The organism is Aquipluma nitroreducens, from assembly GCF_009689585.1.
GTDB classification, from domain to species: Bacteria; Bacteroidota; Bacteroidia; order Bacteroidales; family Prolixibacteraceae; genus Aquipluma; species Aquipluma nitroreducens.
Map to the genome: position 1 here is coordinate 3,867,979 of NZ_AP018694.1, position 24,522 is coordinate 3,892,500.

At 40.9% G+C, this 24,522-nt stretch carries 11 protein-coding genes, 2 tRNA genes, 1 rRNA gene and 1 pseudogene; 11 read left to right on the forward strand and 4 right to left on the reverse strand.

The window, feature by feature from the left end; genetic code table 11:
* Nucleotides 1-72: 72 nt before the first annotated feature.
* From rpoB to AQPE_RS16255, 3 genes are read left to right on the forward strand one after another with little or no spacing between them, the layout of a single operon-like run.
* Nucleotides 73-3,885 carry a DNA-directed RNA polymerase subunit beta gene (gene rpoB, locus AQPE_RS16245; protein WP_318347551.1) on the forward strand — a complete coding sequence of 1,271 codons (3,813 nt, stop codon included), beginning with the start codon at nucleotides 73-75 and terminating at the stop codon, nucleotides 3,883-3,885.
* Between the two features lie 60 nt (nucleotides 3,886-3,945).
* Nucleotides 3,946-8,214, forward strand: coding sequence for a DNA-directed RNA polymerase subunit beta' (gene rpoC / locus AQPE_RS16250; RefSeq protein ID WP_318347552.1), 4,269 nt, complete (start codon nucleotides 3,946-3,948; stop codon nucleotides 8,212-8,214).
* A gap of 11 nt (nucleotides 8,215-8,225) precedes the next feature.
* Nucleotides 8,226-8,543: a DUF3467 domain-containing protein gene (locus tag AQPE_RS16255; protein WP_318347553.1), complete on the forward strand. Its 318-nt coding sequence runs from the start codon at nucleotides 8,226-8,228 to the stop codon at nucleotides 8,541-8,543.
* A 364-nt stretch (nucleotides 8,544-8,907) separates the two neighbouring features.
* Here AQPE_RS16255 and AQPE_RS16260 read toward each other — a convergent pair whose 3' ends face one another.
* A complete protein-coding gene (locus AQPE_RS16260; RefSeq protein ID WP_318347554.1) occupies nucleotides 8,908-11,340 on the reverse strand; it encodes a PEP/pyruvate-binding domain-containing protein in 2,433 nt (810 codons plus the stop codon).
* Nucleotides 11,341-11,867: 527 nt separating this feature from the next.
* Between AQPE_RS16260 and AQPE_RS16265 the strand changes: the two genes are divergently transcribed.
* Complete coding sequence (locus AQPE_RS16265) at nucleotides 11,868-13,286, forward strand: KAP family P-loop NTPase fold protein (protein ID WP_318347555.1); 1,419 nt, start codon at nucleotides 11,868-11,870, stop codon at nucleotides 13,284-13,286.
* A 202-nt stretch (nucleotides 13,287-13,488) separates the two neighbouring features.
* Nucleotides 13,489-14,079 (forward strand): HD domain-containing protein, encoded by a 591-nt coding sequence (locus AQPE_RS16270; protein ID WP_318347556.1) that lies wholly within the window; start codon nucleotides 13,489-13,491, stop codon nucleotides 14,077-14,079.
* A gap of 128 nt (nucleotides 14,080-14,207) precedes the next feature.
* On the opposite strand, the gene AQPE_RS16275 is transcribed toward AQPE_RS16270, so the two are convergent.
* Nucleotides 14,208-14,954, reverse strand: coding sequence for a DUF6261 family protein (locus tag AQPE_RS16275; RefSeq protein WP_318347557.1), 747 nt, complete (start codon nucleotides 14,952-14,954; stop codon nucleotides 14,208-14,210).
* Between the two features lie 875 nt (nucleotides 14,955-15,829).
* On the opposite strand from AQPE_RS16275, the gene AQPE_RS16280 reads away from it, so the two are divergent.
* The 3 genes from AQPE_RS16280 (at nucleotide 15,830) to AQPE_RS16290 (ending at nucleotide 19,544) form a co-directional block, all read left to right on the forward strand.
* Entirely contained in the window at nucleotides 15,830-16,705 is an 876-nt protein-coding gene (locus AQPE_RS16280) for an electron transfer flavoprotein subunit beta/FixA family protein (RefSeq protein ID WP_318347558.1), read from the forward strand.
* Between the two features lie 20 nt (nucleotides 16,706-16,725).
* Complete coding sequence (locus tag AQPE_RS16285; protein WP_318347559.1) at nucleotides 16,726-17,745, forward strand: electron transfer flavoprotein subunit alpha/FixB family protein; 1,020 nt, start codon at nucleotides 16,726-16,728, stop codon at nucleotides 17,743-17,745.
* An 86-nt stretch (nucleotides 17,746-17,831) separates the two neighbouring features.
* Nucleotides 17,832-19,544 carry an acyl-CoA dehydrogenase family protein gene (locus tag AQPE_RS16290; protein WP_318347560.1) on the forward strand — a complete coding sequence of 571 codons (1,713 nt, stop codon included), beginning with the start codon at nucleotides 17,832-17,834 and terminating at the stop codon, nucleotides 19,542-19,544.
* Nucleotides 19,545-19,814: 270 nt separating this feature from the next.
* Here the strand turns inward: AQPE_RS16290 and AQPE_RS16295 are convergent.
* Both AQPE_RS16295 and AQPE_RS16300 read right to left on the reverse strand, forming a co-directional pair.
* Nucleotides 19,815-20,753, reverse strand: a pseudogene (locus AQPE_RS16295) (IS256 family transposase, variant Zn-binding type); the annotation flags it as partial.
* Nucleotides 20,754-21,045: 292 nt separating this feature from the next.
* The gene (locus AQPE_RS16300) at nucleotides 21,046-21,648 is read right to left on the reverse strand and encodes a hypothetical protein (RefSeq protein ID WP_318347561.1); all 603 of its coding nucleotides are present in this window, start codon (nucleotides 21,646-21,648) and stop codon (nucleotides 21,046-21,048) included.
* Between the two features lie 808 nt (nucleotides 21,649-22,456).
* Between AQPE_RS16300 and AQPE_RS16305 the strand changes: the two genes are divergently transcribed.
* From AQPE_RS16305 to AQPE_RS16315, 3 genes are all read left to right on the forward strand, one after another.
* A 16S ribosomal RNA gene (locus AQPE_RS16305) occupies nucleotides 22,457-23,974 on the forward strand.
* Nucleotides 23,975-24,174: 200 nt separating this feature from the next.
* A tRNA-Ile gene (locus tag AQPE_RS16310) sits at nucleotides 24,175-24,248 on the forward strand.
* A gap of 110 nt (nucleotides 24,249-24,358) precedes the next feature.
* Nucleotides 24,359-24,432: transfer RNA gene (locus AQPE_RS16315), tRNA-Ala, on the forward strand.
* Nucleotides 24,433-24,522: the final 90 nt, after the last annotated feature.

Here is a 24,522-nt window from a genome sequence, read left to right on the forward strand (position 1 = left end):
AACCTCACATGTGTGGGGTTCTATGCCTTTTTGTATATTTATCTTATAAGTTCAATTAATTAATATACATCGATGTCAGTAAAAATTGAAAACCAGAGGATTAGCTTTTCTTCAACCAAAACTGTCTTTGATTATCCTGATTTCCTGGAAGTACAAATAAAGTCCTTCATTGAGTTTTTTCAATTGGGAACAACTCCGGATCAGCGTAAAGAAGAAGGTTTAAGTCGGGTATTTGAAGAGAATTTCCCAATTACCGATACCAGAAATAACTTCGTTCTAGAATTTGTTGACTATAATGTCGATCCACCCCGTTATACTATCGATGAATGTATCGAGCGTGGCCTGACTTTTAGTGTTCCGTTAAAAGCAAAATTAAAGTTGTATTGTACCGATCCTGAGCATGAGGATTTTGATACAGTAGTTCAGGATGTATATCTTGGAACTGTTCCTTACATGACTCCAAGAGGTTCGTTTATCATTAACGGAGCCGAACGAATTGTTGTTTCCCAATTGCATCGTTCTCCTGGAGTATTCTTCGGACAGAGCATGCATGCCAACGGAACAAAACTTTATTCAGCCAGGATTATTCCTTTTAAAGGATCATGGATTGAGTTTGCAACAGACATTAATAGTGTCATGTTCGCTTATATCGATCGTAAGAAAAAATTACCAGTAACCACATTGCTTCGTGCAATTGGATTTGAAAGTGACAAGGATATCCTTGAGATTTTCGACCTCGCTGATGAAATTAAGGTATCAAAATCTGGTTTAAAGAAAATCGTTGGTCGTAAACTGGCTGCCCGTGTTCTTAAAACTTGGGTTGAAGATTTCGTTGATGAAGATACAGGTGAAGTGGTATCTATCGAACGAAATGAAGTTGTTATCGACCGCGAGGTTGTTATTGAGAACGATCATATTGACGAAATCGTTGATTCTGGGGCAAAAACTATTTTGCTGCATAAGGAAGACCAGAATCTTCAGGATTATGCCATTATATATAATACTCTTCAGAAAGACCCTTGTAATTCTGAAAAAGAAGCAGTACTTCATATTTACAGGCAGTTGCGTAACGCAGAACCGCCTGACGATGCTACTGCCAGGGATGTAATCGACAAATTATTCTTTTCTGAAAAAAGATACGATCTTGGTCAGGTTGGACGATACAGGATCAACAAAAAGTTGGGTCTGAATATCGAGATGAATGTTCAGGTACTGACTAAGGAAGATATTATTGAAATTATTAAATATTTGATCAAGCTTGTTAATTCAAAGACTGATGTTGATGATATTGACCACTTGAGTAACCGTCGTGTTCGTACTGTTGGAGAACAAATGTACAATCAGTTTGGCGTTGGGTTGGCCCGTATGGCTCGTACCATCCGCGAACGAATGAATGTACGCGACAATGAAGTATTTACGCCAATTGATCTGATCAATTCGAAGACTTTATCTTCGGTGATCAATTCATTCTTTGGAACAAATGCATTATCTCAGTTTATGGATCAGACCAATCCATTGGCTGAGCTAACAAATAAAAGACGTATGTCGGCACTCGGACCTGGTGGTCTTTCACGCGAAAGAGCAGGGTTCGAAGTTCGTGACGTTCACTTTACCCACTACGGACGTTTATGTCCGATTGAAACTCCTGAAGGGCCAAACATTGGTTTGATTTCTTCGCTTTGTGTTTTTGCAAAAGTTACTGATTTAGGTTTTATATCTACCCCATATCGTAAAGTCGTCGATGGTAAAGTTGACCTTACAGTCGAAGGTACAGTTTACTTGACAGCTGAAGAAGAAGAAGGAAAAGTAATTGCTCAGGCAAATGCGCCCATCGATAATGATGGAAACTTTATTAATGCAAGAGTAAAATCACGTTTGGATGGTGATTATCCAATTGTGCCAAAAGCTGATGTAAATCTGATGGACGTTGGTCCAAACCAAATTGCATCTGTTGCCGCATCGTTGATCACTTTCCTTGAACATGATGATGCGAACCGTGCGTTGATGGGATCAAACATGATGCGTCAGGCAGTTCCACTGCTTCGTCCGGAAGCTCCTATCGTTGGAACCGGTCTTGAAGCTCGTTCTGCTATCGATTCACGTGTATTGGTTGTTGCCGAGGATAACGGGGTTGTTGAATATGTTGATGCTGACGAAATTCATATTCGTTACGATAAAACGGAAGAAGAGCGCTATGTAAGCTTCGATCCTGAAATTGTAGTTTACCGTGTTTCTAAATTCCAGAAGACTAACCAGGGAACAGTAGTTGACCTTAAACCGATTGTTGCAAAAGGCGATCGTATTGCAAAAGGACAGGTATTGACCGAAGGATATGCAACTCATGGCGGAGAATTGGCATTGGGTCGTAACCTGAAAGTGGCTTTCATGCCTTGGCAGGGTTATAACTATGAGGATGCAATCGTAATTTCCGAACGTGTTGTTCGCGAAGATGTATTTACCTCGATTCACGTTGACGAATATTCGTTGGAAGTTCGCGACACCAAACGTGGCGTTGAAGAATTTACTTCTGATATTCCGAATGTGAGCGAAGAAGCTACCAAAAATCTGGATGAAAATGGATTAATTCGTATTGGAGCAGTCGTAAAACCAGGTGATATCCTGATTGGAAAAATTACTCCTAAAGGCGAATCAGATCCCTCTCCGGAAGAAAAATTGCTTCGTGCAATCTTTGGTGACAAAGCCGGTGATGTGAAAGATGCTTCTTTAAAAGCGTCTCCATCATTGAACGGAACAATCATTGATAAAAAACTATTCTCAAGGGTAGTAAAAGATAAAAAAGGCAAGATGGCTACTAAACCTTTGCTCGATTCAATCGACGAAGAGTTTGACCGTGGTGCATCTGCTTTACGTGCAAAACTCGAAGATAAACTTTTCACTTTGGTGAATGGTAAGACTAGCCAGGGTGTAAGAGACTATTATGGTGGCGACATCATTGGTAAAGGTGTGAAATTCACTTTAAAACAACTTCAGGAAATTGATTATCTGACGATTAATCCATCCAAATGGACGACAGATAAAGAGAAGAACGATATGATTTTCGCTCTGATCAACAATTACATCATGAAGTATAAAGAATTGGAAGCTGTTTCAAAAAGGAAGCGCTACAATGTGACCATTGGAGATGAACTCCCTGCCGGTATCATTCAGTTAGCTAAGGTTTACGTTGCTAAAAAACGTAAACTTCAGATTGGAGATAAGATGGCGGGTCGTCACGGAAACAAGGGTATCGTATCGCGTATTGTTCGCGATGAAGATATGCCATTCCTTGAAGATGGAACTCCGGTTGATATCGTGTTGAACCCACTAGGGGTACCTTCACGTATGAACTTGGGACAGATTTACGAAACTGTTTTGGCTTGGGCCGGAAAAGAATTGGGATTGAAATTTGCAACTCCGATTTTTGATGGTGCAACCCTTGATCAGGTTTGTGAATATACTGATAAGGCTGGCGTTCCTCGCTATGGTAAAACATATTTGCGCGACGGTGGTACTGGTGAACCTTTTGACCAACCGGCAACTGTAGGTATTATCTACATGCTGAAACTGGGTCACATGGTTGAAGATAAAATGCATGCCCGTTCAATCGGACCATATTCATTGATTACACAGCAACCTTTGGGCGGTAAAGCTCAGTTTGGAGGTCAGCGTTTCGGGGAAATGGAAGTTTGGGCACTCGAAGCATTCGGTGCATCGAACATTCTCCAGGAAATTTTGACTGTAAAATCAGATGACGTATTAGGCAGAGCTAAAGCTTACGAATCAATTGTTAAAGGAGAACCAATGCCAGCAGCAGGTATTCCTGAATCATTGAACGTATTGCTGCACGAATTACGTGGTCTTGGGTTGAGTGTGAACTTGGATTAATTTACGGCGAATCAGTTTTTGATTTTCCTGATATAAACTTGTTAAAATAACGATCGATATATGGCATTCAGAAAAGACAATAAAGTTAAAAGTAGCTTTGCCAAAATTGGTATCAGTCTGGCTTCACCCGAAGAAGTTCTTGAACGTTCACATGGGGAAGTATTGAAACCTGAAACGATAAATTACCGGACTTATAAACCTGAGCGCGATGGATTGTTCTGCGAACGTATCTTCGGACCAGTAAAGGATTATGAGTGTCATTGCGGTAAATACAAACGGATTCGCTACAAGGGTATTGTTTGCGACCGTTGTGGGGTGGAAGTAACCGAGAAAAAAGTCCGTCGCGAACGTATGGGCCACATTTCTCTGGTTGTTCCGGTTGCCCACATCTGGTATTTCAAATCGTTGCCAAACAAAATTGGTTACCTTTTGGGATTACCAACCAAAAAGTTGGATGCAATTATTTACTACGAAAGATACGTGGTAATTAATGCTGGTATTAAAGCTCAGGATGGTGTAAAATATCTTGACTTCTTAACAGAAGAAGAATATTTGGACATCCTTGATACATTGCCAAAGGAAAATCAGTATCTGGATGATTCAGATCCGAACAAATTCATCGCTCGTATGGGTGCTGATGCGTTGTACACTTTGTTACAACGTCTCGAATTGGATGAAATGTCGTTCGATCTTCGTCACCGGGCAAATACTGAAACTTCACAACAACGTAAAAACGAAGCATTGAAACGTTTGAACGTAGTTGAAGCTTTCCGTGCCAGCAAAAATATCAATCGTCCTGAATGGATGATTGTAAAAGTTGTTCCGGTAATTCCACCTGATTTACGTCCGTTGGTTCCATTGGATGGTGGCCGTTTCGCTACCTCCGATTTGAACGACTTGTACCGTAGGGTGATTATCCGCAACAACCGTTTGAAACGACTGATTGAAATTAAAGCTCCGGAAGTGATCTTACGTAACGAAAAACGTATGCTTCAGGAAGCTGTCGATTCATTGTTCGATAATTCAAGAAAATCAAATGCTGTTAAAACAGAGAATAACCGCGCATTAAAATCATTGTCCGACAGTTTGAAAGGGAAACAAGGTCGTTTCCGTCAGAACTTGTTAGGTAAACGTGTCGATTATTCAGCTCGTTCGGTAATTGTCGTCGGACCGAAACTGAAACTTCACGAATGTGGTATTCCGAAAGATATGGCTGCTGAGCTTTTCAAACCATTTATCATCAGGAAACTGATTGAACGTGGAATTGTAAAGACAGTAAAATCGGCCAAGAAAATTGTTGACCGTAAAGATCCTGTAGTTTGGGATATTTTGGAAAACGTATTAAAAGGACATCCTGTAATGCTGAACCGTGCGCCTACGCTGCACCGTTTGTCTATTCAGGCATTCCAACCAGTATTAGTTGAAGGAAAAGCTATTCAGTTGCACCCACTCGTTTGTACCGGTTTCAACGCCGACTTCGACGGTGACCAGATGGCTGTTCACGTACCGCTTGGAAATGCTGCTGTTCTGGAAGCTCAGATGTTGATGCTTGCATCACACAACTTGCTGAACCCAGCGAACGGCGCTCCTATCACAGTGCCTTCTCAGGACATGGTTTTGGGTCTGTATTACATGACCAAACCTCGTGCTGGTGCTCGTGGCGAAGGAATGGTTTTCTATTCTACTGAAGAAGTTGTTATTGCTTACAACGAAAATGTAATTGACCTTCACGCCATTGTAAAAGTGAAAGTTGTTGATGTTGATGAGAATGGAGAAATGTTCAAACACATCATTGAAACATCTGTAGGTCGGATTATTTTCAATCAGGTTGTTCCAAAAGAAGTTGGCTACATTAATCAGCTGCTGACTAAAAAATCACTTCGAACAATTATCTCTGATATCTACAAGAAGACAGGTAATGCTGTAACCGTTAAGTTCCTTGATGACATTAAGGATTTGGGTTATATGATGGCATACCGTGGTGGTCTTTCGTTTAATTTGAGCGATGTTGTTGTTCCGTTTGACAAGAAAGAAATTGTTGATGCAGGTTACAACGAAGTGGAAGAAGTGATGATGAACTACAACATGGGTTTCATCACCAATAACGAACGTTACAATCAGGTTATCGATATATGGACACATGCCAATGCCAAGCTGACCAATTCGGTGATGAAAACATTGAGCACCGACCGTCAGGGATTCAACTCGGTTTATATGATGTTGGATTCAGGAGCCCGTGGTTCTAAAGAGCAGATTCGTCAGCTTTGCGGAATGCGTGGATTGATGGCAAAACCTCAGAAATCGGGTTCAACAGGATCTCAGATTATTGAAAACCCTATTTTGGCGAACTTTAAAGAAGGACTTTCGGTTTTGGAATACTTTATTTCAACCCACGGTGCCCGTAAAGGTTTGGCCGATACCGCCCTGAAAACTGCCGACGCTGGTTATTTGACCCGTCGTTTGGTTGACGTAGCTCAGGATGTGATTATTCAGGAAGAAGATTGCGGAACTTTGCGTGGTTTGATTGCTTCGGCGATTAAAAACAACGAAGAAGTTGTTGCTTCTTTAACTGAAAGAATTCTTGGCCGTTCAACGGTTCATGATATCTATAATCCGCTTTCAGGTGAATTAATTGTAGCTTCAGGTGAAATTATTACTGACGAAGTAGCTCATAAAATCGAAGAATCGCCAATCGAAACCGTTGAAATACGTTCTGTATTGACTTGTGAATCGAAGATCGGTGTGTGTGCTAAATGTTACGGATTAAATTTGGCCGGAAGCACAATGGTACAGCGCGGTGAAGCGGTGGGGGTTATTGCTGCCCAATCTATCGGTGAGCCGGGAACACAGCTGACACTTCGTACTTTCCACGTTGGGGGTATCGCAGGTAACATTTCAACACAGTCGATGATTGAATCGAAATACGATGGTGTTGCTGAAATTGAAGAACTACGCGTAGTTGAGCAACTCAATGATACGGGTGTAAAAACTTATATCGTAGTGAGCCGTTTGGCTGAATTGAGAATCATTGATAAAAATACAAGAATCCAACTTTCAACTCATAATATTCCTTACGGATCGAAACTGTACATCGAAAATGGACAGGAAGTGAAAAAAGGAATGATGATTTGCGAATGGGATCCATACAATGGTGTAATCATCACCGAATTCAAGGGAAAAGTTGCTTTTGAACAAGTAATTGATGGTGTTACTTATCGCGAAGAATCGGATGAGCAAACCGGTTACAAGGAAAAAGTAATTATCGAAACCCGTGATAAAACCAAAAACCCGGGCTTGAGAATTCTGGACGAAAAAGGTGATACGATTCGTACATATAACTTGCCAGTTGCTGGTCACATGGCTGTTGAAGATGGCCAGATTGTAGAAGCCGGTGCTGTTCTGGTTAAAATTCCTCGTGCTGCTGGTAAAGCTGGTGATATCACTGGTGGTTTGCCTCGTGTAACTGAGTTGTTTGAGGCCAGAAACCCATCGAACCCTGCTGTTGTTTCTGAAATCGACGGTGAAATTTCGTTAGGAAAAATCAAACGTGGTAACCGCGAAATTGTGGTGACTTCGAAAACCGGAGAAGTGAAACGTTATTTGGTACCACTTTCCCGCCAAATTCTGGTTCAGGAAAATGACTATATCCGTGCTGGAACACCACTTTCTGACGGGGCAACTACCCCTTCTGACATCTTGGCGATTAAAGGGCCAACTGCTGTTCAGGAATATATTTTGAATGAAGTTCAGGATGTGTACCGCATGCAGGGGGTAAAAATCAACGATAAACATTACGAGGTGATCATTCGCCAAATGATGCGTAAGGTTGAGATCGACGATCCGGGCGATACCCGTTTCCTTGAAAAACAGATTGTTGACAAACACGAATTTCTGCACGAAAACGACTGGATTTACAACAAGAAGGTTGTTGTTGATGCTGGTGATTCGGATAGTTTGAAACCGGGTATGATTATCACTTCACGTCGTTTGAGAGATGAAAATTCGAACCTACGCCGTCGTGATAAAAAACTGGTTGAAGCCAACGATGCTGTTCCGGCTACATCGAGCCAGATTCTCCAGGGAATTACCCGTGCTGCACTTCAAACACGCAGCTGGTTATCTGCTGCATCGTTCCAGGAAACTACAAAAGTTCTGAACGAAGCTGCAATCCACGGAAAAGTTGATTATTTGGACGGGTTGAAAGAAAACGTAATCTGCGGGCATTTGATCCCAGCCGGTACCGGATTGAAAGAATACAAGAATCTGGTAGTTGGTTCGCGCGATGAATATGACAAAATGGTTGAAGTAAAAGATTCAGATCGCTATTAATTTGATAGATTATGGAAGATCAGAACAGCAACCAATTGCAGATTGAGTTGACCGAAGAGGTTGCTCAGGGAATTTATTCCAATCTGGCTATTATCACGCACTCAAGTTCAGAATTTGTAGTTGATTTTGTGAGAGTAATGCCGGGTATTCCTAAAGCAAACGTAAAATCGAGGGTTATTTTAACTCCTGAACACGCGAAACGCCTGTTACTGGCATTGCAGGAAAACATTCAGAAATATGAAGCCGTGAACGGCTCGATCAAGAATGTACAGGGGCACAATCCTTTTATTCCGCCAATGTCTTTCGGAGGTCCTGCTCCAATAGCTTAAAACATTTGAATTAAATCAAATAAGCAGAGGCCGTTATCCTGAAAAGGGTGACGGCTTTTTTGTTTATTTCCTAACCCAGAGGGTTTGAATGTTTATAGAAATTGCAATAATTCCCACAATGTGCGACCCCGATGGGATCGAATATTTCCTGATTCCTTGTTTTCTATAAACATTTGATGCCGCTGGCATCGAACTCAGTAGAGTCATGCTTCGTCATCCTGAATTTATTTCAGGATCTTCCTCTCCTTTCCCTATTAGTTGCATCTTTATCCGTCAGGCTTTGCCGTTCATTGAAGTGACCGGATGAAAAAGATGATTAAAATTTTAGGTTTTAGTTCTGTTTTTTTCTGAAGGATGTAATTTATCAGTACAATCTGGCCTGCTTGATGTAGATTTTCCGTTCACCATTGATCAGATCGACCTTAAATTCGATATCCATCGGTTTGCAAACCGTGTTAAGCGTGCAATAATGATTGTGGATTGCTACGCAAAATCGTTTCAATAGTGTAAGTTCTTCATCTGTCATAACGGTTTTCCCTTCCATTCCCGGAACATTCGAATGGTTCAGATATTCATAGATGTTTTCGCTCGAAAAAGTATAACAAATCAGTTGATCTGGAAGATATTTTTCCTCTGGGTTTACCACACTGATTTCGCCAACCTGTACATTGACCGTAATTCCGGGATTGAAAGCATTATACAAATTCTCGGTGATCGCCACACCATTTGCAGCTTCTGCCGGATAAGAGCGATGAACCAAAATGCCCATGGCAATGGTCTGGTGATCGATTTTAAAATAATCTCGTTCTTCAAAAGCTGCGTAACTCCACAAGCTTGCCCACACTTTTCGGATCGCTTTGTCAACTGGTTTGTCCGGATTCGAGAGCGATCCTGTATACGATTCATACAATCCGGCGCCATTAAAGCCTTCAATGTCTTCGGCATTGGTTGACGACCTGAAACGGAAATCCATAAAATTCCCGGTGATTGATAAATGTTGAACGACCTGTTGGAGCAATTCCGGATCAAGTGGACTCTTTTTTATCGAATCACGAAGAATTTTAAGCTGTTTGTCGCGCCATGCCGCATCTGTTCTGAAAACCGGATCTTTCAACATACTATCAATAAAAACGTCAAGTCCGTATTTTTTGATGTGGTTGTAGTAATACGAAAAAGGTATCGCGAAATCACCTTCGGGCATTGGTAATACTCCGTAGTTTGCGACATTTATTTTCTTCAGTTCAGCAAAATTGGCAGCTTTTCCGCCTATTAATGATACCGAATTCACATCTGCTTTCGTCAGGTCAATCAGTCCTTTGGTATTGATGTCCGATTTCAGTTGATGAATGGTTTGTGGCTCTTTTTGTGCCCAGAACAACTCTGCTTCCTGCAAGGTAGCCTCACGGATGTTAAACGAATCGAGCGAAACCTTTAAATAAACCAGTTTATTGAGTAATTTTTCAATCTTTGGGTTTGTCCATCCGTCGCGCAGCGCCATGTTGGGCGTACCCCGGTTGTGACTAAGTACATTAATATGACTGAGTGGCGTTTGAAATTCGGTGGTGATTATACCTGCAACCACCGAAATATCAATCGGAATGCTGTTCAATACTACAATGTCGTGCCGGCCAAGGTAGGTTTGTCCCAATTCGCTTGCCTCTATTTTTCTCAGGTAGCCGTAATTACTTTCCGGGTTTAAAGCCTGATAATTCTGTCCGTTGTACAATTCTCTGGAAGTGATAATTGGCACATTTGTGCAGCCTTCCCATTTTGTAGCGTTGGCATAGAAGTATAATTTGCTCCCAATCCATGCAGTTTGTGCAATTTTATTGTACACTTTCTCAATATCACTGCAATCCAGTTCGTCACCTGCAAAGAATTCGAGGGTATACCGGTCGGACGATGTAAAATGATTGAGCGAAGCCAGTATGTATTTTCGATTGACATTCCTGGTGTATTGTTCCTGGTTGAACATTGCGTGCCCTTTGTTGTAGCCCAGTACATCCCTACAGAAATAGAAATGGATCAGGTGTTTTTCTGAATTGGTATAGTAAATCGAATTATCGGAAATGGAATAAACAACTTTAACTGATTTCACCTCGCCGTACGACGGATTTAACGGTGCTCCCTGAAGGAGAGTAAATGCCTCAGGTCGTATTAATCGGTTCAGGTAGTCAATATTCCCGTTGTTAAGCTTGAGCAGTTCGTAGGTTTCGCCGGTCTTTTGGAAGGCATATTTTTGAGGATAATAACCAGAACTGCTAATTACAAGCGAGTCGGAAGCCGATCCTGCATTTTGCTGAAGGCTTTCATTTTGCGAAATTGCTTTTGGACTCAATGTTTCGGAAAGTAACGCGTTTCTGGCTTTAATTAATTTATGTGTTTTTCGGACGCCGTTGCAGGTGATATTTAGCAGATAAATACCATTGGCGAAATTGGTCATGTTTATCTGGCCACTGCCCGTTTGTGCGCGATATACTTTCCCGGAGATTTGCCCAAGCACATTGGCAATCCAAACGTCGATTACCTTTTTCGAGTTCCAAAGTATGATTCCGTTGACTGCTTCAACCTGGTAATCTTCTGTATCCGGTGTGGTGTCGCTTCCTGTATTTAAGGTGAAATAGCCCAGATTATTTGTTGTAGTTTGCGCCTCAGAGCCAATTGCCGAAACCACAGCGCCCGCGATTGGAAAATGTGTCTGAGTGTCGGTTACTTTTCCTGAATAGACAGACTGGCCTACCGCAATTACCGGAAGAAGTGCAAATACGAATTGAATCAATCGGAAATAGAGTTTCATTACTGCTTTTTAAGTCGACCAGAGTTTGTAAAGGTGTCAATTGTAAACTTCAGATTGATTTTACAGAGCAAAGGTTGCGTTTCCGCTGAAAACAAAATCAGGATTGCCTGGTCACGTTGTCAGTCAGACTTCGGCGTGAGCTCAGTCGAACGCTAAAGCAGACGGCAAAGAATATCATCGCTCTGCATATTAAAATTGCTAATTCAATGAGCTATCCTTTGCCGTTCACTTTATCCGTCAGCTAAAGCAGACGGCAAAGGATATTGTGTCTCCGAATACTTGAATCTTTCATTCAACGCATTATTCTTTGCCGTTCACTTCAGTGAACGGGCATGAAATCCTCGTTTAATCCGATGGGCTTTAGCCCCATCTTCCTCACGCAACATAAATTTCCGCACCTTTCCTTTTGGTTATCTTGCCAACTATGTAAAATTAGCTAGCTTTATTGTCTGGTTTTATACAGAAAGTACTATAAACTTTCAGCTATTTACTCGTTAACGCCAAGTTTAAATTGAAACCTAGTAGAAATGAAAATTCGACATACTGACATCGAAATTAATGCTGTGAATCCATTTCAAAATTGCAGACTTGAACGAAAACCGTATGCGGTTGTATTAACAGATTTAGTCAAGAATTTCAAGGAAGGATTTGTTTTAGCAATAGATAGTGAATGGGGAACAGGTAAAACCACTTTTGTAAAAATGTGGGAACAACATTTAGAAAACAATGAATTTAAGACTTTATACTTCAATGCTTGGGAAAATGACCTTGAGAATGACGTATTAGTAACCTTAATCTCCGAATTGAAAGAATTAAGTTCTAACAGAACGGAAAAAGCATTTAAGAATGTATTAAGCAAAGCTGCACCATTAGCCAAAAGTCTGGCCTTAGGTTTGTTTAAAACACAGGTTGAGAAATATGTCGGTAACGAATTAGCAAAAGAATTACTTAATCAAACTTCCTCAACAATTGCGGATAGTCTTCAAGTACAAATAGATAATTATACAGAGCGAAAAAACGGCATAAAAGAATTTCAAAAAAGTTTAGAAAAATTTGTCTCATCGACTTCGGGTGATAAACCTGTTGTTTTTATAATTGATGAATTAGATCGCTGTCGTCCCAATTATGCTGTTGAGCTGTTAGAAAAAATTAAACATCTGTTTTGTGTTCCTGGGATCGTCTTTGTTTTATCTATTGATAAAATTCAGTTAGGTAATGCAATTAGAGGTGTATATGGTAGTGATTTAATTGATGCGACTGAGTATTTAAGAAGATTTATTGATATTGAATATTCACTTCCTGAACCTGATATAAAAATATTTACAAAATACATGTATAATTATTTTGGGTTTGATGAATTTTTCTCAGAACAACAAAGACTTCGGTATGACGAATTAAAAAGAGATAAATCAAATTTTATTGATTTTGCAACGTCATTGTTTACCCATGAGAGATTAACATTAAGAGTTCAAGAAAAAATATTTGCACAGGCAAGATTAGCCTTGACTCAATTTTCTGCAAATGACTATGTAGTGCCAAGTTTGTTCATATTATTAATCTATATCAAGCTAAAACAAAATTCTATTTACAACAATTTGAAAAATGATAGGTATTCACTACAAGAATTAATTAATCAAGTAGAAACAATTTTACCAGATAATTTAAGTGATGATGATAAACACATGTATTTATATACTCTGTCGATGTTATTGAGAAGTTACAATAACTCAAGAGAGTATTCAAATAAAGAAAAATTGACGGTTCCTGATGAAAGTAATACAAAACAACGATTGACATTTACATCGAAGTTCGACAAGTCAGAGAATAATGAGAGACTTTTAAGCTTCTTGGATTCATCCAGAGGATACCATTCAAGCATGCATGACCTAGGGATAAAACACTTGCTAAAAAAAATAGATATAACTGAAACAATAGTAATGAATTAATAAAATCTGGTGTTAACATCAGCTACCCGCAAATTCAGCAGAAATGGTTTTTAGTGTGCATCTTTCCGCTCAAGCTGCTTTTCGGCTTGACAGGAATCAAAGATCAGCGAAGCTAAATTACCTACAATATGTATCTACCTGTTGGTAGTAATTTTAACAAGCATCATAGTAAAAATGAAAATTTCTAAAAATTTATAAAACAATGCAGACTGAATATTTATTAAAACAAATAAGTTTCATAAAAGAGATTGACAAGCTAAAATACATTCAACGTAAAACTAAATTATTCAATAGCGATAGACCAGAGAATGACGCTGAACACAGTTGGCATTTAGCAATGATGACAATTGTATTGGCGGAACATTCAGACAATCCAATAGATGTTCTAAAAGTTTTGAAAATGGTTTTAATCCATGACATTGTAGAAATTGATGCAGGCGACACTTTTATTTACGACTCTACAAAAAGTCACACAAATACCGACGAAGAACTTATTGGAGCCAAACGAATTTTTGGGCTTTTACCGACCGAACAAGCCGAAGAATTTATTGCGATTTGGAAAGAATTTGAAGAAAGTGTGACTGATGAAGCCAAATTTGCAAAATCAATGGACCGATTTGAACCTTTGCTACAAAACACTTCAAATAATGGTGGAACTTGGAGAGAATTTAATGTCCCATATCAAAAAGTTTACGACAAGAAAAAAGTAATTAAAGACGGATCGACAACAATTTGGAACTATGCTGAGAATTTAATAAACGAAAGTGTGGACAGAGGAATTTTAATAAAATAATTGGCTGATTCATAAGAAAGACTGCCACCAACATCATCTAGCGCTTTTAGTTTCCATCGTTAATAACAACACAAAACCCGCCGATCATCTCAGACCGACGGGTTTCTTCATTCCACCAAAAACTAAAATTAGTTTACCGAAGGTTTGGCTTCTTCCGTCTTCGATGCAGTACGACGTGCCAACTGGTCGGCATAGTATTTACGGGCAGTGTTCAGCAGGTTCAGTGCAGCGGTGAAAAGTGGGTTGTTGGTTGCTTTGGCCATAGCCAGTACATAGGCAGTGAAATCGTTGTAGGTTGCTGATAATTCAGTGCGAATGGTTTTCATATCGAACGATTCGGTAGTGGCCGTTGTCACCATTCGTCCGCTAAACAGGCTTTTAAAGGCTGCATTGGTTTCGGCCATGCGGGCAACATATTTGCTCATGTGCAAATAATTCACTTTTTCGACATAGGCCGCACTGTTTAACTCGCTGGTGAGTTTGTCGATTGCAAGTGTTTCGGCTTCGTAGTTTAAACGGGCTATGTTTTTGAAGGTGTCAAATAAAATCTTCAGGCTACGGCTGGCTTCCACTTCAGCAGGGTCGTCGGATGCTGCATGAAGTTTTAGCGCCATGTTGAAGGCGCTGATGGCTTTGTCGCGGGCAGCGTCGGCCAAGCCGATATTTTCGGTTTCTTCACTTTTTTGCACCTGGGCGAGTGCATTCTGGTACAATTCCATTTTAGTACCGATTTTCTGCACGTAATTGTTATACGGTGCATTCGTCAGTAAACTTGAATCAATAGTAGCCAAATCGCTCAGGTGGCGATTCATCAATTGTCCGGCCTCCATGTTGGTAAGAACCGAAATTTTTAAAGGTTCGAGAATTACGTTCATTGAGATAAAATTTAGTGTGAATTAATTATGATACAATTTATCACTTTATTTTTAAATAATCGATATTCAATAATGTTAAATCACATAAAAACTTCACTTTATTAATTAGTTACAACGAGGTGATAAAGAATATTACGATTGTTGTGGTTTAATTTGTATTCATTTTTGTTCAGACAAACCTGTGTTTTTGGCAAAGCATTCTGCGGCGAAGAAAAATACTTCTACGTTAGGTCTATGCAGCCTACAGGAACAAAAATCACCCCTAAGTTTGGTCGCTGCAACTTACGGCGGCTTGAATTATCCCTACGATTGGTTGCTGCAATCTTCATAAGTCAAAAATATGCCTACGACAGTTCCATGAAAGCAGCGGCAGGCAAAAATACCTGTTATCTAAGCTGAAGTAGCCAGCAGGGGAGAATCATAGACGTTGTCAGGTTCGATTGAATTTGTGGAACATGAAGTTTTATAAATCTAATCTCTTTAATAGGTATACAACCTTATCAAATACTGTTTCCAAAGGTCATTTCAACTGTTCCTTACTTAAATTCATTTTAAATAAAAGGGGCTTTCCAGCGAAAAGGATTTTTTGAAAAATAAGGTTGATTGTTTGATTCGCTTTGCCTGTCAGCGCTTCAGGGCATTTGAACCTGTGATTTCCGCACTTTCGTTGTGCAGCAAGGGCATTCAGCATTTTTGTCTTTTCGTTTGAGCCCCAAAGACGCTTGATTTCTTAGGGTTGAATTTCTATATTTGCTGACTTTTCAAACTTTGGTGATGAGAAGTATGGATATTTTACGTAGAATTGATCGATTGAATTCAGTAGGATATTCGATTTACTAAGCTAATAATAACTCAATTAACTCAAATAATTACGAATGAAAGGTTACAAAATTATCGTACTTGCCAAACAGGTTCCCGATACGAGGAATGTTGGCAAAGATGCAATGAAAGCCGATGGAACTGTAAACAGAGCAGCTCTACCGGCTATTTTTAATCCTGAGGATTTGAATGCGCTGGAACAGGCATTGCGGATTAAAGACAATTTTCCGGGATCGACCATTACATTATTAACAATGGGGCCAGGCCGTGCAGCCGAAATTATCCGCGAAGGATTGTTCCGCGGAGCTGACGATGGTATTTTATTGACAGACCGTGCTTTTGCCGGATCGGACACTTTAGCTACATCGTATGCCATTGCACAAACCCTGAAAAAACATGGTAATTACGATATCATCATTGCTGGCCGTCAGGCTATCGATGGAGATACCGCACAGGTTGGTCCTCAGGTTGCCGAAAAATTAGGTATTCCTCAAATTACCTATGCCGAAGAAATTCAGGCTATCGAAAAAGGTAAAGTAACCGTTAAACGTCGCCTCGAACGTGGTATTGAAGTGGTGAAATGCCCGATGCCGTTGGTGGTAACCGTGAACAGTTCGGCTCCGGATTGCCGCGCACGAAACGCCAAATTGATCATGAAATACAAACACGCCAAAACAATTTCCGAAATGCAGGAAGCAAACGACGACTATTTGCACCTGTACAGCGACCGCCCATACCTGACGATTAAGGAATGGACCGTTCAGAATATTGAAGTTGACATGAACGAATTGGGCTTAACCGGTTCGCCCACCAAGGTGAAGAAGGTTGAGAACGTTGTTCTTCAGTCGAAAGGTGCAAAAGTAATCACTTCGTCTGACGAAGATATGGATCAGCTGATGCGTGAGTTAATTGAAAGTCATACAATCGGATAATTGTTAAAACATCCCAAATTATGAATAGTGTTTTTGTTTATATTGAAATAGAAGACGGTCAGGTTGCCGAAGTCAGCATGGAATTGATGACTAAAGGACGCGCACTGGCCACCGAATTAAAGGTAAAGCTCGAAGCAATTGCCATTGGGTACAAGCTCGATGGAATTGAAAAAGACATTTTCCCTTATGGTGTTGATGTTTTACACATTGCCGACGACAAACGTTTGGCTCCATATTCAACCTTGCCACACAATGCCATCGTGGTGAAACTTTTTCAGGAAGAAAAACCACAGATCGCCTTGATGGGCGCCAGTTCTGTTGGCCGCGATTTAGGTCCGCGTGTATCTTCGGCTTTGCATAGCGGCTTAACTGCCGACTGTACTTCACTCGTTATTGGCGATCATGAAGACAAAAAGGCTGAAAAAGTATATGAGAATTTGCTTTACCAGATCCGTCCGGCTTTTGGAGGTAACATTATTGCTACCATTATTAATCCTGACTGTCGCCCGCAAATGGCTACCGTTCGCGAGGGCGTAATGAAAAAAGAAATCCTTGATCCGAAATACAAAGGAACGATCAATAAGCTTGACGTTTCGAAATACACCACCGACCTTGATTTTGTGGTTGAAATGATCGAACGTCACATGGAAAAGAGTAAGGTTAACATCAAAGGCGCTCCGATCATTGTTGCCGGAGGTTACGGTGTTGGCTCGAAAGAGAATTTCAACCTGCTTTTCGAATTGGCTGAAGTATTAGGTGGCGAAGTTGGCGCTTCACGTGCTGCTGTTGATTCAGGATACATCGAACATGGCCGTCAGATTGGCCAGACCGGAACAACTGTTCGTCCGAAACTGTATATCGCTTGTGGTATCTCTGGACAAATTCAGCATCGTGCCGGAATGGAAGAATCGGCTCAGATCATTGCGATCAATACCGATCCGGATGCTCCGATTAATTCAATCGCTGATTATGTGATCACTGGCGACGTCGCTGAGATCCTTCCAAAGATGATCAAATACTATAAAGCGAATACAAAGTAGGAAAAGGTCATTAGTCATTGGGAATTGTACCCGATGCTAACAAACCTTTACTGATGACTTTTTTCTAATGACTTAAATTTAAGGAAATGGCTAATTTTTATACTGACAATAAAGACCTGAAATTCCATTTGACCCATCCGCTGATGGAGAAAATTGTTCGGCTGAAAGAACGGAATTTCGAAGAACAGAAGAAATTCAATTTTGCACCCATGGATTATGAAGATGCACAGGATAGTTTCGACAAAGTGCTGGAAGTTGTGGGTGAAATCTGCGGCGACATTGTTGCTCCGAATGCGGAAGGCATCGATGCTGAAGGCCCAAGCGTTGTTGATGGCCGTGTAATTTATGCCAGTGGCACTGAAGTAAACATTAATGCACTCCGGAAAGCCGGCCTGATGGGAATGTCGTTACCACGGAAATACGATGGCCTGAACTTCCCGATAGTACCTTATATTATGGCTGCGGATATTGTTTCACGCGCTGATGCCGGATTTGTGAACATCTGGGGACTTCAGGATTGTGCTGAAACCATCAACGAATTTGCGTCGGAAGAGCAAAAAATGAAATATTTACCGCGCGTTTGTGCCGGAGAAACCATGGCTATGGATTTAACTGAGCCAGATGCAGGTTCCGATTTGCAGGCTGTTCAGTTAAAAGCAACCTGGGATGAAAAGAAAGGTACCTGGATGTTGAATGGTGTAAAACGCTTCATCACCAATGGCGATGGCGACATTGCACTGGTATTGGCTCGTTCAGAAGCTGGAACAAAAGATGGTCGTGGTCTGTCAATGTTTATCTACGACAAACGCAATGGCGGAGTCACTGTTCGTCGCATCGAACACAAAATGGGGATCATTGGTTCACCAACCTGCGAGCTGGTATTTAAAGACGCTCCAGGCGAATTAGTGGGCGATCGTAAAATGGGGTTGATCAAATATGTTATGGCTTTGATGAATGGTGCCCGTTTGGGTATTCACGCACAGTCAGTTGGTGTTTCAGAATCGGCTTACCGCGAAGCTTTGGCTTATGCCAAAGAGCGCATGCAGTTCGGAAAAGCTATCATTAAATTTCCTGCGGTGTATGAAATGATCACTACGATGAAAGCGAAACTGGATGCTTCGCGTACTTTATTGTACGAAACAGCCCGTTTTGTCGACATGTATAAAACATACGCTCATATTTCAGAAGAACGCGCCTTAGACAAAGACGAAAAGGCTGAAATGAAGAAATATCAGAAGTTGGCCGACCTCTTTACTCCGCTGGGTAAAGGTATCGCCAGCGAATTCTGTAATCAGTTGGCTTACGATGCGGTTCAGATTCACGGCGGTTCAGGTTTCATGAAAGATTATCCGGTTGAACGAATTTATCGTGATGCCCGTATTACCTCTATTTACGAAGGAACAACCCAGTTGCAGGTTGTTGCAGCCATCCGTGGCGTAACAACCGGAGGTTACCTGGCTCAGATTCGTGAATACGAGTCTCAGAAAATCACTCCTGAACTGGAATTCATGCGCCGCACGCTGATCATCCTTACCGATGATTACGAGCAAGCTGTCGCCAAGGTAGTTGATAGTAATGACAATGAATTTATCGATTTCCATGCACGTCGCTTAGTCGAAATGGCTGGATTCATCATTATGAGCTACCTGTTGGTTGTTGATAGCAATCGCGATGCATCATTTACCAAATCAGCAAAAGTATTCATTAAACTAACCAAATCATTGGTAAAAGGCCATGCAGAGTTCATCCGCAGTTCGGTGGTTGAAGATCTCGCAGCTTATAAAATTGAAATGTCGTAAGTATATTTTAGAACAAATAGGCGAGGGCTTCACTTAATGTGGGGCCCTCGTTATTTTTTTTGGAAAGTCCTGAATTTTGGTAATGTACTGAAAAATAGTTGGTGATTTTTAGAATAATAATTTGTAAACTCCCGCCATTAATCTGAAGAGGAAACAGGCTCTGGTGGAGATCAACTTGTCAGCAATAAGATTAATGCATTTACAGTAATACAAGGGCAGTCAGTTTGGCTGCCTTTTTGTATTACTGGGATGCTACATGGCTAAAAAAACTCATTTTTCGTTTGTAAAATAGATGTACCATTTGATGAAGTTGATCCGATGTTTTACCGTTAATCCACGATGGATATCCAGGTGATTTTTCAGATGACTGAAATAGCCTTCTATCCCATTTGTGGTCTTTGGAATAGCAGGGTTTGACAGGTAATGAAACATGTTTGGCAAAGCCCGTTTGATGGTTATATAAGAACGCCTGAGTAGTTTATGGGTATACCAATACCTCCCGGTTTCTGTATTATAGGTTCGTTCATTCAGGTAATCTTTGTGAAATTCATGCCAACTTAGAAATTCTCTGGTCCAGTAAATACGGTCATTTTCAGTTTCGATTTTAAGAATCTGTAGCACCAATCTGCGTAACTGTTGTCCTGCTGGGTGCCTGGGATAACGGGTCAGCCATATCAGGCACATGCGTTGAATATGAACCAGGCAACGCTGCACAATGGCATCAGGAACTGACTTCCGGATGGCTTTCAGAGCACTTTTATGACCATCGCTTGTGATACTTTCAATCTGTATCCCCAGCTTGAGCAAATTAGCAAGATCTTCCCTGATCTCTTCATAATGCTCCCCATCAGTAAAACGCAATAACTGAGTATAGCCGTCATAGTCGTCCTGATAACATACCACACAAAACTTTGCAAAATAGGTAGCATCTATTCGAAAATGAACACCCTCTCGCTTGATTATTTTTATCCGAGGGGCTTGCTCTAATAACTGGTAGAATGTCCGTTGAAGTGTATCCCTGCACAAACCGCTGTCTCTGCTTAATGTCTGATATGTCTGACGTTCCAGAACCCATTTCCGAAACCAAACGAACCTGTTTTGGACACGCTGCTCTGGTCGATTATCGGTTAGAAAAATATCACACCTTTTGCACTTAAAACGTTGTTTCCCGTTTTGTTTTCCCCAACGAATTACATCAGTATAACCACATGCCCAACAGCGTTTTTTTTGATTTTTTCATAAACATAAAAAGTTTGATGAAACCAATTTCATCAAACTTCCTGTAATATCAATAGCAATGAGCTCTACAGAGCTTTTTACCAACTATTTTTCAGTAATATGCCTGAATTTTCAATTCAAAAGAGTTATCCCGTATTGGTGTCAATAAAATTCAGTTACACTTTTGCTTTGTAGTTTGCATTGAAACATCGGCAAACTTGAATCGAACTGGCTTTATTCTGACTTGAAGTTTCACTGTTTCCTCGATGAATCTATTTATTTCTTAATCTTTGTGCCTCATTTTATAGGTTTGCAGTTCATGTCCTAGCTTTTGTTCGCGCGCTATAGCACTTTTCCTGAGTTTTTCAAGATCTTCCTGCACTTCAATCAATCTGGTTTTAGCTTCCTTTACTACCTGATGTCCTCGTTTATACATCAAAAACAAAATGGTACTAATGATTGCCATACAAAATATAACTCCCCACATGATTAAACTATATGCATTCTTGTTTACTTCCATTCCTAGAAGGCTGACACTGTCTTGCATATTTTGAGTTGTTGACAATTCCTCCTTCAATTGTGTAACCATCGTATTACTGGCTTCCAGTTTGGTATTCAAACTATTAATCTCTTGTAAATGATTAGTTACCTCTTTTTTATACTTTCGGATACTGTCCGTAGCATTTTGCTTTAGTGTGTTGTAATCACTTATCTGAATAACTTTGTGTTGTTCAAAAGTGTTGGACTTTTTGTACAAATGTTCGAACTGCCCTTTAATATCTGTTGAGTCAGCAGCAGAAGCTATTAAATTGCTTTGCGCAAAGGTTAGCATTGGAACCGCAGTGATAATTAATGCAAGTAAATGTTTCCTTAAGGTATTACTCATTTGTAGTATCTTATTGGTTTCTATTTTATTACAGTCAATAGTATTTGATGACTTTCTACTTTAAATTGATTTAATTCGTTTAAGATGAAACGGAAGTTAAAATGTTTTATTGCAACTTTCCTGTTTCAGGCGAGTGTTGATCTTATTCAATTAACGAATCAAGTTGTGGTTTAGGTTTACTTCCTTCTGTTCGTTTCACTAATTTTAAGAGTTAAATTTAACCTGATCTTTATACTGGAAGTAGACGCGGTACGAAATAGAATATAACTTATAGAAGCGGTTTAATCCTCTTTTTTGAGAACCCAAACCCCTTGTTCGGGTTCTTTTGAACGAATAGAGAAGGAGGTTCAGTATTTTTTCATAGGTCTTCATGTTTTATAACAGTCTGATCTACAGAAAGAGAGAATATGCGGTATAAATTAGTTTAAAAAAAGGTTTGTATAGTGTTTGGAAATGAAGAAAAGGGGTCTATCTTTGCAGCCGCTAAACAGAAAAGCAGCAATGCAGAAAGTGAAGCAAAAGTTCTTTAAATGGTTGTATCGTAAGTTGTTAGAATAAAAAATAAATAATATTTAAAAAGTATTAGGAAGTTAAAATTTAACGATTACCTTTGCAGCCGCTAAAACAAACACAGAATAGATTTTCTCATTTGGAGGACGCTTCGCAAGAGGTAGTATTAAGGGTGGGGAAACGATAGCCTAAGGGCAGAGAGTTCATTGAAAATATTGGGAAAAGGAAAAACAAGGAAGAGACGCAAGAATAGAAATTGAGTTACGTCAGAGCGAGGAAAATATTTAACTTTTATATTACAACGAAGAGTTTGATCCTGGCTCAGGATGAACGCTAGCGGGAGGCCTAACACATGCAAGTCGAACGGGATCCCCGAGCAATCGGGGTGAGAGTGGCGCACGGGTGAGTAACGCGTATGCAACCTACCTTTAACAGAGGGATAGCCCATAGAAATGTGGATTAATACCTCATAGTTCTGAGTTTCCGCATGGGGATTCAGATAAAGCTCCGGCGGTTAAAGATGGGCATGCGTGACATTAGTTAGTTGGTGAGGTAACGGCTCACCAAGACTACGATGTCTAGGGGTTCTGAGAGGATGATCCCCCACACTGGTACTGAGACACGGACCAGACTCCTACGGGAGGCAGCAGTGAGGAATATTGGTCAATGGGCGCAAGCCTGAACCAGCCATCCCGCGTGAAGGATGAAGGCCCTATGGGTCGTAAACTTCTTTTATACACCAAGAAAAAGCAGGACGTGTCCTGCCCCGACGGTAGTGTATGAATAAGCATCGGCTAACTCCGTGCCAGCAGCCGCGGTAATACGGAGGATGCGAGCGTTATCCGGATTCATTGGGTTTAAAGGGTGCGTAGGCGGCTTTTTAAGTCAGTGGTGAAATCCTGTCGCTTAACGATAGAATTGCCATTGATACTGAAGAGCTTGAGTACAATTGAGGTAAGCGGAATGTGTAGTGTAGCGGTGAAATGCTTAGATATTACACAGAACACCGATTGCGAAGGCAGCTTACTAAACTGTCACTGACGCTGATGCACGAAAGCGTGGGGAGCGAACAGGATTAGATACCCTGGTAGTCCACGCCGTAAACGATGATCACTCGCTGTATGCGATACACAGTATGCGGCCAAGCGAAAGCATTAAGTGATCCACCTGGGGAGTACGATCGCAAGGTTGAAACTCAAAGGAATTGACGGGGGCCCGCACAAGCGGAGGAACATGTGGTTTAATTCGATGATACGCGAGGAACCTTACCTGGGCTTAAATGGGGAACGACAGCAGCCGAAAGGTTGCCTTCTTCGGACGTTCTTCAAGGTGCTGCATGGTTGTCGTCAGCTCGTGCCGTGAGGTGTCGGGTTAAGTCCCATAACGAGCGCAACCCTTATCGTTAGTTGCCAGCGGGTCATGCCGGGGACTCTAGCGAGACTGCCACCGTAAGGTGTGAGGAAGGTGGGGATGACGTCAAATCAGCACGGCCCTTATGTCCAGGGCTACACACGTGTTACAATGGCAAGTACAAAGGGCAGCTACCTGGTGACAGGATGCTAATCTCTAAAGCTTGTCTCAGTTCGGATCGAAGTCTGCAACCCGACTTCGTGAAGCTGGATTCGCTAGTAATCGCATATCAGCCATGATGCGGTGAATACGTTCCCGGGCCTTGTACACACCGCCCGTCAAACAATGGAAGCTGGGGGTACCTGAAGTCTGTAACCGCGAGGAGCGGCCTAGGGTAAAACTAGTAACTGGTGTTAAGTCGTAACAAGGTAGCCGTACCGGAAGGTGTGGCTGGAACACCTCCTTTCTGGAGCTCTATTGACAAGACGAAGATTAATTAATTGCCGATAAGAATTGTTTTCCTTTTCCTTTTTAAAAATATTGTAGAGAGATTGAAGTTTTGGGAATAAGATAGAAGACCGAAGACAGAAGACCGAAGCAGTGGATCTAAACAATCTGAAAAGAGTCTAAAATCTGAAGTCTAAAATCTAAAATCTTGAAAATAACAGTCTCGTAGCTCAGTTGGTTAGAGCACTACACTGATAATGTAGGGGTCCCCAGTTCAAATCTGGGCGGGACTACAGGAATATCAGAATATTAGAGTGGTAGAATGTTAGAATAAAAAATGAAGCAGCAATGCTAATGATTACATTCTAATCTTCAGGATTCTAATCTTCTAATCTTCACAACCGGGGGATTAGCTCAGTTGGCTAGAGCATCTGCCTTGCACGCAGAGGGTCAAGGGTTCGACTCCCTTATTCTCCACTGAAAAGAAGTACCAAAGCGACAAAGTACATGAGTACCTAAGTTAAGAGTACGGAGAATAAGAAGATCAAAAGACGAAGAGAAACAACA